The 15,588-nt window shown below is 48.0% G+C and carries 12 protein-coding genes; 1 reads left to right on the forward strand and 11 read right to left on the reverse strand.

Annotated elements, in window-relative coordinates:
• The first annotated feature begins 40 nt into the window (after window positions 1-40).
• Complete coding sequence (gcvPB, locus tag FS818_RS14295; RefSeq protein WP_145332916.1) at window positions 41-1,552, forward strand: aminomethyl-transferring glycine dehydrogenase subunit GcvPB; 1,512 nt, start codon at window positions 41-43, stop codon at window positions 1,550-1,552.
• A gap of 248 nt (window positions 1,553-1,800) precedes the next feature.
• Here gcvPB and ptsP read toward each other — a convergent pair whose 3' ends face one another.
• The 11 genes from ptsP to FS818_RS14350 form a co-directional block, all read right to left on the reverse strand.
• A complete protein-coding gene (ptsP, locus tag FS818_RS14300) occupies window positions 1,801-3,513 on the reverse strand; it encodes a phosphoenolpyruvate--protein phosphotransferase (protein WP_090915483.1) in 1,713 nt (570 codons plus the stop codon).
• A complete protein-coding gene (locus tag FS818_RS14305; protein WP_036617010.1) occupies window positions 3,506-3,781 on the reverse strand; it encodes an HPr family phosphocarrier protein in 276 nt (91 codons plus the stop codon). Before FS818_RS14305 ends, ptsP begins: the two co-directional genes overlap by 8 nt.
• Window positions 3,782-3,859: 78 nt before the next feature.
• The gene (gene ptsG, locus FS818_RS14310; protein WP_145332643.1) at window positions 3,860-5,914 is read right to left on the reverse strand and encodes a glucose-specific PTS transporter subunit IIBC; all 2,055 of its coding nucleotides are present in this window, start codon (window positions 5,912-5,914) and stop codon (window positions 3,860-3,862) included.
• 287 nt (window positions 5,915-6,201) lie between these two features.
• Window positions 6,202-7,056 carry a glucose PTS transporter transcription antiterminator GlcT gene (gene glcT, locus FS818_RS14315; protein ID WP_090915486.1) on the reverse strand — a complete coding sequence of 285 codons (855 nt, stop codon included), beginning with the start codon at window positions 7,054-7,056 and terminating at the stop codon, window positions 6,202-6,204.
• A 164-nt stretch (window positions 7,057-7,220) separates the two neighbouring features.
• Window positions 7,221-8,774, reverse strand: a complete 1,554-nt coding sequence (locus tag FS818_RS14320; protein ID WP_145332644.1) for a flotillin family protein — start codon at window positions 8,772-8,774, stop codon at window positions 7,221-7,223.
• Window positions 8,775-8,857: 83 nt separating this feature from the next.
• Window positions 8,858-9,394, reverse strand: a complete 537-nt coding sequence (locus FS818_RS14325; protein WP_145332645.1) for an NfeD family membrane protein — start codon at window positions 9,392-9,394, stop codon at window positions 8,858-8,860.
• Window positions 9,395-9,700: 306 nt separating this feature from the next.
• The gene (locus FS818_RS14330; protein ID WP_145332646.1) at window positions 9,701-10,864 is read right to left on the reverse strand and encodes an iron-containing alcohol dehydrogenase; all 1,164 of its coding nucleotides are present in this window, start codon (window positions 10,862-10,864) and stop codon (window positions 9,701-9,703) included.
• 92 nt (window positions 10,865-10,956) lie between these two features.
• Window positions 10,957-11,550: an MSMEG_1061 family FMN-dependent PPOX-type flavoprotein gene (locus tag FS818_RS14335; protein ID WP_260989876.1), complete on the reverse strand. Its 594-nt coding sequence runs from the start codon at window positions 11,548-11,550 to the stop codon at window positions 10,957-10,959.
• 128 nt (window positions 11,551-11,678) lie between these two features.
• On the reverse strand, window positions 11,679-13,277 hold the full coding sequence (locus FS818_RS14340) for a UDP-glucose--hexose-1-phosphate uridylyltransferase (protein ID WP_145332647.1): 1,599 nt from the start codon (window positions 13,275-13,277) through the stop codon (window positions 11,679-11,681).
• A gap of 14 nt (window positions 13,278-13,291) precedes the next feature.
• Complete coding sequence (gene galE / locus FS818_RS14345; protein WP_090915498.1) at window positions 13,292-14,281, reverse strand: UDP-glucose 4-epimerase GalE; 990 nt, start codon at window positions 14,279-14,281, stop codon at window positions 13,292-13,294.
• A 1-nt stretch (window position 14,282) separates the two neighbouring features.
• On the reverse strand, window positions 14,283-15,464 hold the full coding sequence (locus FS818_RS14350) for a galactokinase (protein WP_145332648.1): 1,182 nt from the start codon (window positions 15,462-15,464) through the stop codon (window positions 14,283-14,285).
• Window positions 15,465-15,588 lie beyond the last annotated feature (124 nt).

The following is a 15,588-nucleotide window of genomic DNA, read 5'->3' on the forward strand; positions in this document are numbered from 1 at the left end:
AACTTCTAACCTACATCAGTCAGTCAATCAGCCGACTGGAATGGACTCACAAGCCCAAGAGACCTCAACCTTTACGCAACAAGTCGTACCATCCGTTGCTCCCGAACAAACTCTGATTTTCGAATTGAGCAGTCCTGGACGTGTGGCCTATTCCCTGCCGGAATGTGATGTTCCCCGTCAGGATGCTGACACCTTGATTCCCCGGGAAATGCTACGCTCGGAAGCGGCCGCGTTGCCGGAAGTATTCGAGGTTGATGTTATTCGTCACTATACGGCATTGTCGCGCCGCAACTTCGGGGTAGATAATGGCTTTTACCCGCTTGGTTCCTGTACAATGAAATACAATCCAAAGATTAATGAAGATGTAGCACGTTACAACGGCTTTGCCAAGATCCATCCGTATCAGCATGAATCCAGTCTTCAAGGTGCTCTCGAACTGCTCCATACTTTACAAAATGATCTTGCTGGTCTGACAGGTATGGATGCCGTAACTCTGCAACCCGCTGCCGGAGCACACGGGGAATGGACCGGGCTTATGATGATTCGAGCTTATCACGAGAGCCGTGGTGAAATGCGTACCAAGGTAATCGTACCCGATTCATCTCATGGCACGAACCCGGCCAGCGCAACCGTAGCCGGATTCGAAACGGTGACAATCCCGTCGCGGACGGACGGTTTGGTAGATCTGGATGCTCTCCGCGCTGCAGTCGGTTCAGATACCGCAGCCCTTATGCTGACGAATCCGAATACGCTCGGTTTGTTTGAGAAGGATATTCAAGAGATTGCGTCCATCGTGCACGAAGCAGGCGGATTGTTGTATTATGACGGAGCCAACTCCAATGCCATCATGGGCATTACACGTCCGGGAGATATGGGCTTTGATGTGGTGCATCTGAACTTGCATAAAACAATGAGCACGCCTCACGGCGGTGGCGGACCCGGTGCCGGACCTGTCGGTGTGAAGAGCCGCCTCATTCCGTTCCTGCCTAAACCGATGGTTGTTCAAAATGATCAAGGCATGTACGCCCTGGATTACGAAGGAGATCAATCGATCGGAAGAGTCAAAGCCTATTACGGCAACTTCGGTATCTTGGTGCGTGCTTATGCTTATATTCGTACCTATGGACCAGAAGGGCTTCGCCGTGTGTCCGAATGTGCTGTCCTGAACGCCAATTACATGATGGCTCGCCTGGCACCTCATTACGAGATTCCATATCCCGGCGTATGCAAACATGAATTTGTCATGTCAGGCCGTGGCTTGAAGCAATATGGTGTGCGCACACTGGATGTAGCCAAACGCCTGCTGGACTTTGGCTATCACCCGCCAACCATCTACTTCCCGCTTAATGTCGAAGAGTGCATTATGATTGAGCCAACGGAAACCGAGAGCAAAGAGACGCTTGACGGATTTATTGATACAATGATCCGTATTGCGAAGGAAGCAGCAGAAACGCCGGAATTGGTGCTCAATGCTCCGTACGGCACACCGGTAACTCGTCTCGATGAAACGACCGCAGCACGTAAACCTGTATTAAACTGTGCTTGTAGCTAAATAAGTTAAACTTTTTACACGGTCTACCCCGTTGAAAGAATAATCCCCTTGTGTATATGAGGCATTCTCTCATTCTCACAAGGGGATTTTCTTGTCTCTCTATAACATTTGTAACACCAGTCTCGTTCCACACTTCAACAAAAAAAGCCGGTCCCCACTAAATCGTGGACACCGGCAATATCGCTGCATGAACGCAGCCCTTTATTCGGAAAAAGAAAACCTCAAATCCGGAGGAAACTCCGGCAAAATTACGCTTGAATACTTTGAACCAGTTCAACCACTTGTTCAGCGGTTTGCATTTCCAAAGCTTTGGCAGCCAGTTCTTGCATGTCCGCACGGGACAGCTTGGTGATCTGGCTACGCGCTGGCAGAATGGAGGTTGCGCTCATGCTGAACTCATCCAGTCCAAGACCAAGCAACAACGGAATTGCTGTTTCGTCTCCTGCCATCTCACCGCACATGCCAGCCCATTTACCTTCACGATGCGCTGCATCGATAACCATTTTGACCAAACGCAAAATAGCTGGGTTGTATGGTTGATACAGATAAGATACACGCTCATTCATCCGGTCAGCAGCCATCGTGTACTGAATCAGATCGTTAGTACCGATACTGAAGAAGTCCACTTCTTTGGCGAATTGATCTGCCATTACAGCTGTTGATGGAATTTCGACCATGATTCCGAGTTGAATGCTGTCAGAAACAGCGATACCTTCAGCAACCAGCTTTTCTTTCTCTTCGAGCAGGACAGCTTTGGCTTCACGGAATTCACCCAGTGTTGCGATCATAGGGAACATGACACGCAAGTTTCCGTGTACACTTGCACGCAGCAACGCACGCAATTGAGTACGGAAGATATCCAGACGGTCCAGACACAGACGAACTGCGCGGAAGCCGAGGAATGGATTCATTTCTTTTGGCAGATCCAGATAAGGAAGCTCTTTGTCTCCGCCGATGTCGAGTGTACGAACTACGACAGGTTTGCCTTCCATTTTTTCGAGTACCGCTTTATAAGCATTGTACTGAATGTCTTCGGAAGGAAGCTTGTCTCTGCCCATGTACAGGAACTCGGTACGGTACAGACCTACAGCCTCGCCGCCATTCTCCAGAACACCTGTAACATCGTTAGGCGTACCGATGTTTGCAGCCAGTTCCACATGAACGTTGTCCACCGTTACGGTTGGTTCGTCACGCAGTTTTCTCCACTCCGCACGCTGTGCATCATACTGTTCCTGTTTGGCACGGTATTCAGCAACGACGTCATCTGTAGGGTTAACCAGAACTTGACCGTCCAGACCGTCAACAATGATCAAGTCTCCTTGTTTCGCTTGAGCCAAGATGTCTTTTGTTCCAACCACAGCCGGAATCTCAAGCGAACGAGCCATGATAGCGGAGTGAGAAGTACGTCCACCGATGTTGGTTGCAAAACCTTTTACGTATTGACGGTTCAATTGAGCTGTATCGGAAGGTGTTAGATCCTCCGCAAGCACAATCACTTCTTCACTGATTTCAGCCGGGCTCATGAAGTCGATGCCAAGCAAGTGATTTAGCACACGCTTCGTAACGTCACGCATATCCGCAGCACGCTCTTGCAGGTATGCACTCTTCATGTTTTCGAACATCGAGATGAACTGGGAAGCTGTTTCATTCAGTGCAAATTCTGCATTGATCATGTCATCAGCAATCTTCGCTTTCACCGGATCAATCAGCTCCGGGTCATCCAGGATGAGCAAATGCGATGCAAAAATCTCCGCTTTTTTCTCGCCCAGCTCTTGTAAAGTACGCTCTTTGATCGCCTCAAGCTCAGCGCGGGATTTACCCAGCGCCGAGTCAAGTTTAGCGATCTCTGCGTCAACGTCGTTAATCTGGCGTTTTTCTACAGAGTAGTCAGGATGCTCCAAGATAAACGCCTTGGCGATAGCAATACCCGCCGAAGCCGCGATCCCGGAAACATTAAGCATTAATTTCGCCCAACCCTTCGTTAACCATAACGTCTGTCAGAGCTTGAAGAGCTTCAGCTTCGCCTTCACCTTCAACGATGATGCTGATGGTGTCACCTTGCTCCAGACCGAGGGAAAGAACGCCCAGAATGGATTTCAATGTTACTTTTTTGCCGTTAGCTTCTGCGAAGGATTCAGCACCTTTGAATTTGTTTGCTGTATTAACCAGGGCAGTTGCCGGACGTGCGTGGATACCATCTTCGTCTGTAATTCTGAATGTTTGTTGCATTACAATCATCTCGCTTTCGGTAGTTTAGTTTTAGGCATTGCGTATATTTACACTTGCTTGCCATCGTTGGAACAGTTCTTATTTTATCTCAATGATCGGCTGATCGCCAACTTTGAGCACGCCACTCTTCTTCAAAGTGACCGTAGAGCCTTCTGGCAGGTTGGTGAATATCACCGGAGAAATGATCGAAGGGGCGTTCGCTTTGACATACTCCAGATCCACTTCCATAATCGGTTGCCCTGCGGATACCAGGTCACCTTCCTGTACCAGTACGTTGAAACCTTGGCCTTTCAATTTCACCGTATTGACACCTATGTGTACAAGCACTTCCTTACCGCCGTCGGACATGATACCTACGGCATGTTTGCTTGGAAATACATTAAATACTTTACCATACACAGGGGATGTAATCGTTCCGTCATGTGGCAAAATGGCGAACCCGTCACCTGTCATTTTTTCAGCAAAGACCGGATCTGGTACGTTGGTAATATCCATCAGCTCACCATTGACTGGCATTACGATATCCTCTGCCACAATGCGTTCACCTTGTTCTCCCTGTGCTTTCTCCTCTTCAGGAGTTGGTTTAACTTCAGCAACCGGAGTCGGTGCAGGTGTACGCCCTGCAATAATATCTTGCATTTGGGACTTGATCGTATCGGAACGTGTTCCGAAGATGGCTTGAACATTATTACCCACTTCAAGCACACCAGATGCACCCAATTGTTTCAAACGATCTTTTTGTACATTGGATTTCTCATTCACTTCAATCCGCAAACGAGTAATACATGCATCCAGATGTTTAATATTTTCCTTACCGCCAAAGGCTTCAAGGATATTGTGAGGCAGATCGTCCGTGGAGCCTGAAGAACCGCCAGATGCAGTTTCCGCAGATGCCTCTTCACGTCCAGGTGTTTTGAGATTGAACTTGCGAATGATGAATCGGAAACCGAAGTAATAGATCACAGCAAGGATCAAACCAACGATAATAACATCCCACCATGGCGTGCGGTTTGGAATGATACCAAAGATCAGGAAGTCAATGAAGCCGCCTGAGAAGGTCATCCCGATTTTGACATCGAGCAATTGCATCGTCATGAAGGACAAACCTGCAAAGATACAGTGTACTGCAAACAAAATCGGTGCTACGAACAGGAACGAGAACTCGAGTGGTTCTGTGATCCCTGTCAGGAATGATGTCAGTGCAGCTGAACCCATGATACCCGCAACATATTTTTTATGCTCAGGTCTTGCTTCATGGTACATCGCAAGTGCGGCTGCTGGCAAACCGAACATCATGAACGGGAATTTACCAACCTGGAACGTTCCCGCTGTCAGCGCAACGCCATCACGCAGCTGGCTGAAGAAAATCTTTTGGTCCCCGCGAATGACATCGCCGGCTTTGTTCACATACTCACCGAACTCAAACCAGAATGGGGAGTAGAAAATGTGATGCAGACCAAACGGAATCAGTGACCGTTCTACAACACCGAAGATAAAGGCCGACAAAGTCGGGCTGGTATCTACCATGAAGTGAGAAATGGCATTTAATCCGTTTTGAATTGGTGGCCAGATGACCACAAGCAGTAGCCCTAACAACAGGGAAACTACCGAGGTGACAATAGGAACAAATCGTTTACCTGCGAAGAATCCAAGGTAAGACGGCAGTTCGATTTTGAAGAACCGATTGTAACACAGTGCTGCGGCGATACCAATGATGATACCTCCAAACACCCCTGTGCTTAGTGTAGGAATACCCAGGATACTTGCGTAACCAGGTACTTTGCCGATCATAGCAGGCGTAACGCCTACTGCAGAACCCAAAGTCACATTCATGACCAGGTAACCGATGATGGCTGCAAGTCCTGCTACACCTTCACCGCCAGCGAGTCCAACAGCTACCCCGACAGCAAACAGCAATGCCAGATTATCAAATACGATCTGACCTGCGTTCATCATTATAGTTGCAATCGAGTTTACCCAAGGGGTATCGAGCGCAGTCACATATTGCAGGAAATCCGGATTCACCAGCATGTTACCGATTCCGAGCAGCAAACCTGCGGCTGGCAAGATCGCTACAGGCAACATGAGAGCTTTACCTACTCTTTGCAATACACCAAAAAGCTTTTTAAACATCGCGTCGTATTCTTCCTTTCGTCTAAGTCTGTATGTCGTGATGCAAGCAAGGGAACACAAAAAAGGCATGAACTAATAAAAGTGAACTGTGCCTGCCTTGGGGTATAGCATACCCTTAAAAAGGTAGAACAATCACACTCTAATTAACTCATGCCTGATCGAGTCAGTAACACGTCGCTTATGTTTATTCAGTTGCTTGATTACGGTCACCATTGTAGCACCACTTCAGACGCATTGCAAGCCTTTACAGAAAAAAACGTAATTTCGCTAAAATTTCTGACATGATTTCACTTATTCTCTTCTTCTTTCCGTTGATTCAGTCGCTGTAGATGTATCGTTAGATAACCAACTTCTGCCGGATATACAGGCAGTTTTAATCGCTTCTCCATCACCTTAGTAAGCTTCCATGCAAGCGAGTACATTTCGGGATACTCTAATTTGAGCAAGGAATCCAGCTTGTGCAGCTCCTCCACCTTATCTCCACGGCGTACACGTTCCAGGGCAAACCGAAGGTGAGTCAACAGACGGGAATAATCCAAAGACTGCGTTTCGAAGGAATAGTCAAGCTGGTCCGCAACCAGGTTCACCAGATCCGTAATTAATTGAGAATGCTCTCGTACCTGGGATATGTTCTGGTTCGTCATCGCACTATAGATATGCAGAGCCACAAAACCAATCTCATCTTGGCCAAGATCTACGCCCATCTTTTCCTTAATTAAACGAACGGCATATTCTCCCATCCGATACTCATCTGGATAGATCTCTCTTGTCTCATATAAAAAGGGATTTTGAATGATAATTCCCTGCTCCTTGCGTTTAAGGGCAAAAGAAATATGATCCGTTAAAGCAATATGAATATGTTCATTAAGCGGAACGTCCGTACGCTCTGCGATATACGTGATGACTTCGTTAATAATCTCAATCAAAGCCTCATCCACCTGCGGAAGAAGTTGCTTGTACTGCTCCTGCTCCTGCTGGTTTTTCAAAATAAACATCTTTTCCACAGCCGTCAGTGGAATGTCATCACTCGGCTTCCGGTTAAAGCCGATGCCTTTGCCAATGACCACAACTTCGCCGTGCTCAGGATGCTGTGCAATAATTACATTATTATTTAGCGCTTTATCTACATGCAGGCTGCTCATTTTTGCACCTCTTTTTTTCACACCATCTTGGATGTGCCTGACACATCTTCAACCAAATCAAAAAACATCCGGAGCGGGCAAACCGCGCCGGACGTCTCGCTTAAAAAGTAACAAAAATTCGCCATAAGGTCAATAGACCCGCCGTGTAATTACGCTACCAGTTCTTACTCTTTTTTATCGCTACGCTCTACAATGCTCTCGATAATAGATGGGCTTGACTTTACCTGTTCACTCGATTGCACAGCCACTGGTGTAGCTGTTTTCGATTTGGTCAACCCTTTGATCAGTTGCTCCACGTCGATGCCTGACACACTTTTCAACATCTCAGGTGCGGTAGCCATCAGTTCCGTGACGTAGTTGCTGACACGTGCAGCCCCCTCGCCTTTACCTGTATCTACTACCGTCAGCTTGTCAATCGAGGAGATTGGCTCAGCGATTTTACCAGCCAGCTCAGGCAGCATTTTGACAATGATATCGAGTACTGCAGCTTCCCCGAACTTCTGGAACGCCTCAGCCAATTTTTCTTTGGCTTCCGCTTCGGCAAGACCGCGCAAACGGATAACTTCTGCATCGGCTGTACCTTTTGCACGCTCTGCATCCGCAATGGCCTGACCTTCAAGCCGTTTTTGCTCGGCTGTTGCCTTTGCTTGAGTTTCAATGGAGTATTGAACCGCATCGGCTTCACGCATACGTTTTGCTTTATCGGCTTCCGCAGCCTGCTCAACGGCATAACGATCCGCTTCCGCTTTTTTCTTCACTTCTGCGTCATATTGTTTCTCACGAACCGTAATCTCTTTTTCCTGCAGGTCGATCTCACGCTCTTTACGTACGAGTTCAACTTTCATCTGCTCTTCAACAACCGTTTGTCTTGCACGCGCTTCATGGATATGATACGCCTGATCGGCTTCCGCTTTGGCTGTATCCTGATCACGTTTAAAGGCGGCTACTTTCAATTCTTTCTCTTTGGCTGCCTCAGCGATATTGGTATCACGAAGCAACTCTGCTTTTTGTCCTTGCTCTTCGGCATTTGCCTTCTGAATCCGGGCATCCCGCATCGCTTCCGCTTCGGCAATTTCAGCATCACGTTTCACGGCTGCGATTCTTGGTTTACCGAGTGCATCCAAGTATCCTTGTTTATCACGGACATCCTTAATGGTAAAGGAAACGATCTGCAGACCCATCTTTTTCAGATCCCGTGCGGCCACGCCTTGGACCTCTTGAGCAAAACGATCTCTGTTCCGATATACCTCTTCCACCGTCATCGTACCGAGAATGGCCCGTAGATGCCCCTCCAGCACTTCCTGGGCTTCTCCCCTCAGCGCGTCAACCGGTTTGCCGATAAATTGCTCAGCAGCCGTTGCAACGTCTTCTACAGCGCTTCCGACCTTGATGATCGCCACCCCGTCAGCAATAACAGGAACTCCCTGCTCTGTGTAAACCTCAGGCGTGGATACATCGAGCTTGTGTGACAGTAACGAAATAAATTCAGACTGCTGGAACACAGGCAGGATGAACGCACCGCCGCCGCGCACGATTTTGATTTTACGTCCTGACTCATCTTCCGAAATATTTTTGCTACCCAAGAATGAACCGGTTACAATCATCGCTTCGTCGGGACCGACCGTTTTGTATCTCGCCCAGAAAGCTAAACCCAGAATCAAAATTACACCAACAACCACAACAGGAATTAACAATACATCCCAATCCAGATTACCCATTCACATCTCTCCCCTTGTCTCGTAAGTATTAAAAATCATTCTGCTACCGTCAGTTCCCCGCATTATTAGGAAATTTCACTGACCTAGACATCCTTAAGTACATCTTCTTCCCACTCGGATACGCGCAATACTCCGTCCACCACATCAATGACAACCACTCGTGCCCCCGCCGCAATGGGTAGCTGTTCGAAGCTGGACGCTGTCTGAATGGTGTTACCAGATGCAAAACGAATCATGACTTCACCAAATCCGTTTGCCGGTATCGGAATCGTGATTTCACCAATTTTGCCCGCTAACTCCTTCATGGAGAAAGCAATTGAAACGTCACTGTTACGCATCGGCTTGATATATGCGAAAAATACCAGCATGGCTGCAGCAATACCGATCAGCAGGGATAAGATCAGATTCGACATCACACTAAGAGAGCTGTACCGCGTCAGTAGTATGCCTGCTCCACCAAAAGCAGTGATGGATCCCGCCAGTACAACAGGTTTAAAAAAATCAACACCAGGCATTTCGAAAGCACCATCCAGCAAACCGTCAATCAAGTCACCTAGCACCAGACTCACGATGGCAAAAACGGCACCTCCGATGAGACACCCCCAATAGATTGCTTCCATCCCCTCTTCCTCCTCTCCGCTGCAATTTCTCCCAACTGTGCATTCCACATGTAAATAAATACGTACATCCAGGCAAAATGTTTCAAAATCTTTCCTGAGTTGTATTGAGAAGCCGCTAATGGGTATTAGCATTATATTATTGAGGAATGCTCCATTTATCTCTTCCATGCCAATTCACGGTGTGGAATCACAGAAGTGATTCACAGTAATCCAGACACTAAAAAACGCAAGCCTCCAGCAGGAGACTTGCGTTTGTATCTGTAGTCAAATAAATATTAAGCTTACACATCAAGCTTCTTAATTCACTTACAGCGAAGCTTTGTAGATGGATACCACATCTTCACGTTGCAGCTTTTTAAAGTTACCGAACGGGCCAAACAGCATCGCTTTATCCGCCATAACCTCAATCTGACTGTCATCAATATCATAGTCGGCCAGACGGTTTGGTGCACCAATGGATGTCCAGAACTTGCTGAGTGCATCAATACCTTCCTCGGCAATCTGTCTGTCGGATTTACCTTCAGGGTTCACGTCAAACACGTTGATCGCAAGACGTTTGAAACGATCTACCTTCACATCCAGGTTATGTCTCATCCAGTGCGGGAACAGAATTGCAAGTCCACCACCATGCGGGATGTCGTAGACCGCAGATACCGCATGTTCAATATTGTGCGTTGCCCAGTCTCCTGCAAGTCCCATGTTCAGCACGCCATTAAGTGCCATTGTTCCGCAATACAGAATCGTCTCACGAAGTTCGTAGTTCTCCAGGTCATCCACCAAACGAGGAGCTGCTTCCATAACTGTACGCAAAATCGTCTCGCAGAAGCCGAGCTGAACAGGTGTGTTCGGATCCAGATGGAAATAATGCTCCAACACGTGAGACATCATGTCCACCATACCGTATACCGTTTGATCCTTCGGTACCGTGTATGTATTTACGGGATCAAGAATGGAGAATGCAGGGAAAGAATGCGCACTGCCCCAGCCCAGCTTCTCTTGTGTTTCTTGGTTAGTGATTACGGAACCGGAGTTCATCTCTGAACCAGTTGCCGCCATGGTAAGCACTGTGCCGAGTGGAAGTGCGTCTTGTGCAACCGCTTTACGCTGCGCGAAGTCCCACATGTCTCCATCGTACTTCGCCCCGACGGCAATCGCTTTGGCGCAATCAAGCACACTACCGCCACCAACAGCCAGAATGAGCTCAATACCATGTGTTTTACACAAGTCCACGCCTTTATGTACAGTGGACAGACGCGGATTCGGCTCCACACCTGCGAGCTCCGTTACTTCTGCTCCGATTTCCTTGAGCAAACCAAGCACTTGATCATACAGTCCGCTACGTTTGATGCTTCCACCGCCATATACAAGCAGAACCCGTTTGCCGTATTTCGGCACTTCGGTTTTCAGCGCTTCGAGCTGACCTTTACCGAAGATTAGACGAGTCGGGTTATAAAATTGAAAAGATCTCATGATCTATAATCGCCTCCAATGGAGTTTAGTTTTTAGTGCAACCTCAATTATAGTACCCCTTTTCTAGAAAAACAAATCGATAGCCGCTCACTTTAGTTCAAGCCGTTGATCTTCAGATGTGCCTGAAGAAGCTCATTCACGGATGGCAAGTCTTCTGTTTTTGCCCAAGTTGTAGCGTCCCACAACCCTGCCTGATTGAAAGCCCGCGGACAATGAATGAAACATTCCTCGACTTCAACAATGACGGCGGCTCCAATCGTTTTACCACTCCAGTTCATGCTTGCGATGAATTCTTCATCCTTTGTGATCCGAGCTGTTCCATTGATACGCAGCACTTCATTCAAACCCGGAATCACAAACAACATTCCTACACCTGGATCTGACAGGATGTTTAACAAGGAATCGATTCGGCGGTTTCCTGGGCGTTCCGCGTACACCAGTCTATAAGAATCCAATACACGAACAAAGCCGGGTTCATCTCCGCGCGGTGATACATCACATTTTCCATCCTGATCCGAAGTGGACAAGAAAAACAAGGGTGACTTTGCGATAAACGACTGCACATGCGAATCGACAAACGAGATGACTTTATTTCGCACACGTTCGCTGGATTCTCCAACCATGCTTTTAAGCTCCTTGGCATCTGAGATAAATGGAAGATTAAGCGGCTGCTTTTCCAAATAAATCGTCCCCTTTTCCTTATGTAGTGTGGGCCATTCTACTTCGCTCTTCTTTCATTTCCTTATTTCATTATACACCTTATTCCATGACAAAAAGCACCCGTTCACAATTGAACGGATGCCTGTTGATTTCATTACTCGGTATATCCCATACTGCTTACGAAGCGGCGGAATGCCTGACGTCCAGCTTCATCATGTTTGTACACACCTGCATGCTCCAGAATTTCGGAAAATTTCAAACCTACCTGCTGTTGTACAAGGGTAACCGCTTCTTCCTTCGTCAAGCTGGAGCCATGCCCCTGCTTCAACGCTTCTGCCCACGGTAAATGTTTGTTCAGTTCATGATCTGCTGCCTGGGCCGCTTCAGCAAGCTCTGTATTCCCCGCCAATATGTCGGCAATACCGTCCAGCTCTTGCTTCAGACGTCCCGGCAAAATAGCCAGTCCCATGACTTCGATTAAGCCGATGTTCTCTTTTTTCAAATGGTGCATTTCACGGTGTGGGTGGAAAATGCCTTCCGGGTGCTCGTCATTTGTACGGTTGTTACGTAAAACGAGATCCATCTCAAAGCCGCCATCCGCACTACGGCGAACGATTGGAGTTACCGTATTGTGAGGTACCTTTTCCCCATCGATCTCACTAAACGCTTCGATCTCTACTGCGGAGTCACTGTAGACCTTCCACGCTTCGTAGACCGCGTTACCTGCTTCTAGCAATTCCGCAGGATCATGTGAATGCAAACGCATCACGGACATCGGCCATTTTACAAGGCTAAGCGTCAGCCCTGGTGCATCCGCATGGCGGAAGACCGCCTCTGGCTGTGCGTTTTGAATGGCAAAAGTATGACGTCCGCCCTGGAAGTGATCATGGGTCAGAATGGAACCGCCCACGATTGGAAGATCGGCGTTAGACCCGATAAAATAATGCGGATATTCCTGAACAAAGGCAAGCAATCTGCGCAAAGTATCCTTCGTCAGTTTCATCGGCACATGATCATGATGGAAAATAATGCAGTGCTCATTGTAATACACGTACGGCGAGTATTGGAACAACCACGGCTCATTGTTAAGCTGTAGCGGAATGACACGCAGATTCTGGCGGGCCGGGTGATTCACCCGACCAGCATAACCTACATTTTCACGACACAGCTGACATTTCGGATATACCGGAGGTGGAAGCAATTTCGCCATAGCGATTTCCTTTGGACTCTTCTCCGGCTTCGAAAGGTTGATCGTGATCTCCATCTCTCCATAAGCAGTATCCTGCGTCCAATAGACGTTCTTCGATACGCGATCCATTCGGATATAGTTCGAGTTAATGGACAAATCATAAAATTGCGATGTTGCCGCCTCGATTCCCTCAGCTTGCTCCTTTTCACGGAACGCACGCACGACTTCCGATGGGCGCGCCATCAGGTGACCCATAATTTTCGCGTCCAGCAGGTCACGGAAGGTATCGCTATTTTCAGGAATGAGTCCGATAGTATATCCATAGTCAATCAGAGTGTCCAGCATGGTCTGTGGACTATCAGGAACTGTAGAATCCGGTTCACCAGCGTAAGGCTCCGAGAATCCGAACTGTTCCATCAGCAGGTTGCGGCTATAATCGTAATCCGCTTCCTCAATCAATTTTTTCTGTAAGGCAAATGCGACCAGACGCTCAATGGCATGCAGTGCTTCCTGCTGCTCGGGTGTACGCTCTGTGGCCTCTGCTCCAGGTTGAGTCTGTGACATAAGATGTTCGCCTCCTAGTTTTTTCCGTAGCCTTCCGGGCGTGATTGGTGCCAGTTCCATGCGCTTTGAATGACATCTTCGAGATTGGTCCATTTCGGGTTCCAGCCCAGAACGGATCTTGCTTTCGCAGACGATGCCACCAGCACAGCCGGGTCACCTGCACGGCGTGGTTCCTGAACAACCGGTATATCCAGGCCTGTTACTTTTTTAGCGGTTTCGATCACTTGCTTCACCGAGAATCCAGTGCCGTTCCCCAGGTTGAACACATTGCTGTTCTCCCCTTTGCGCAGATAATCCACAGCACGCAGATGCGCATCAGCCAAATCGCTAACGTGGATGTAGTCGCGGACACATGTGCCATCTTCTGTTGCATAGTCATCTCCGAATACAGCGATATGTGAACGTTGTTTCAATGCCGTCTGCAATACAAGCGGAATCAAGTGACTTTCCGGCTGGTGATCTTCACCGATTTTGCCACTTTCGTGTGCACCGGCTGCGTTGAAGTAACGCAGGGACACGTATTTGATATCCTGCACTTTGTCGAACCAGGACATCATGCGCTCCATCATCAATTTGGTTTCACCATATACATTCGTAGGCTCCGTACGGTCGCTCTCTTCAATCGGCACCTTCTCAGGTTCGCCGTAAGTTGCTGCTGTAGAAGAGAAGACGATGCGGCGTACATTCGCTGCATTCATCGCTTCAAGCAGGCAAAGTGTGCCGAATACGTTATTATCGTAGTATTTAGCCGGTTCTTTCATGCTCTCGCCGACCAGCGAGTTCGCCGCAAAGTGAATGACGGCATCAATTGAATTTTCCGCGAACAGCTTCGTCAAGATTTCCTTGTCACGCAAATCACCTTCATACAACTTACCGCCAAGCAATGCCTCGCGATGTCCTGTCTGCAAGTTATCCAGCACAACGACCTCTTCGCCACGTTCAAGCAACGCTGCCACCGTATGAGAACCAATATACCCTGCTCCACCTGTCACCAAAATTGCCATTTTACTTCGCCTCCTTGAGTTCGTTAACACCTTCGCCTACGCCACATACATAAAAATCACCTGTGAGACCGGTACGTGCTTCGTACGCCGCCCCCACCTCACTCACAAAACGTTCCACATCATTCTCATGTACCAGGGACACTGTACATCCACCAAAACCTGCTCCCGTCATACGTGCACCTAGTGTTCCTGGAATCCGCTGTGCTTCCTCAACCATGACATCCAGTTCACTGCAGCTGACTTCATACAAATCACGCAACGATTCATGCGAAGCATTCATCAGCTGTCCAAACATCTGCAAGTCATTGTTCTGCAGCGCTTCTACGGATGCAAGTACTCGTGCATTTTCTTCTACAACGTGCTGGGCACGCTGTCTGACTTTCTCATCCTTGATCTGATCCTGTAAGGTGTCAAACTGCTCTGGCTTCAATTGAGCCAGGTAATTCAGTGCAGGCAGCTGTTCCTTCAAAATGGCAAGTGCCTGCTCGCATTGAGAGCGCCGCTCGTTGTAAGCCGAATCAACCAAACCACGGCGTTTGTTTGTGTTACCGATAATCAGTTTGTAAGCACCTGTACGGAAAGGAACCTTCTCGTACTCCAGCGTATCACACATCAGCAGAATCGCATGATCCTTCGCCCCGTTGGCTACAGCAAACTGATCCATAATACCGCAGTTGACACCAACAAACTCATTCTCTGCTTTCTGGGACAAAAGCGCAAGTTCCACTGTATCGATGTCCGCGATCCCTTCCATCGATTGAATAGCATACCCGGTGAGAACCTCCAGAGATGCTGATGAGGAAAGTCCTGCGCCATTTGGTATTTCACCGTGGTAGAGGAAATCATACCCTCTCGTCACTTGCACACCTTTGCCTTGAAGCTGTACCATGACGCCTATCGGGTAGTCCGTCCACTCTCCCGTTTTCTCCTGACCAATGGAGGCTCTGTCCAGAGTCCCCTCGTAATCCATATTGGTAGAAGCCAGCTGCAATTCGTTATCCGTACGTTCACGAATGAGCAAGGTTGTGCCAAACTCAAGCGCGGCCGGGAGCACATAACCACCATTGTAGTCGATGTGTTCACCAATCAGATTCACACGCCCAGGGGCATGAAATACACGGATGTCCGCTCCACTTTCTCCGTACTTCTCAATAAACTTTTGTTGCAAATCAGTTACATTCAAAGCCGATGCACCTCGCCTCTTTGTTGTGGTTTTCTTAATGTTATTATACAAGGAAGTGATCTCTCTTAAAATGAAACCATGTGTGATTCATATGGATAAATGTGACCTTTAATCATATAATGAA

Source organism: Paenibacillus xylanexedens (assembly GCF_007680605.1).
GTDB classification, from domain to species: domain Bacteria; phylum Bacillota; class Bacilli; order Paenibacillales; family Paenibacillaceae; genus Paenibacillus; species Paenibacillus xylanexedens_B.

Excerpts from the sequence above, each read along its gene's own strand:
- gcvPB (WP_145332916.1), top strand. The coding sequence starts at position 41 with ATGGACTCACAAGCCCAAGAGACCTCAACCTTTACGCAACAAGTCGTA.
- ptsP (WP_090915483.1), bottom strand. The coding sequence starts at position 3,513 with ATGCTTAATGTTTCCGGGATCGCGGCTTCGGCGGGTATTGCTATCGCC.
- FS818_RS14305 (WP_036617010.1), bottom strand. The coding sequence starts at position 3,781 with ATGCAACAAACATTCAGAATTACAGACGAAGATGGTATCCACGCACGT.
- ptsG (WP_145332643.1), bottom strand. The coding sequence starts at position 5,914 with ATGTTTAAAAAGCTTTTTGGTGTATTGCAAAGAGTAGGTAAAGCTCTC.
- glcT (WP_090915486.1), bottom strand. The coding sequence starts at position 7,056 with ATGAGCAGCCTGCATGTAGATAAAGCGCTAAATAATAATGTAATTATT.
- FS818_RS14320 (WP_145332644.1), bottom strand. The coding sequence starts at position 8,774 with ATGGGTAATCTGGATTGGGATGTATTGTTAATTCCTGTTGTGGTTGTT.
- FS818_RS14325 (WP_145332645.1), bottom strand. The coding sequence starts at position 9,394 with ATGGAAGCAATCTATTGGGGGTGTCTCATCGGAGGTGCCGTTTTTGCC.
- FS818_RS14330 (WP_145332646.1), bottom strand. The coding sequence starts at position 10,864 with ATGAGATCTTTTCAATTTTATAACCCGACTCGTCTAATCTTCGGTAAA.
- FS818_RS14340 (WP_145332647.1), bottom strand. The coding sequence starts at position 13,277 with ATGTCACAGACTCAACCTGGAGCAGAGGCCACAGAGCGTACACCCGAG.
- galE (WP_090915498.1), bottom strand. The coding sequence starts at position 14,281 with ATGGCAATTTTGGTGACAGGTGGAGCAGGGTATATTGGTTCTCATACG.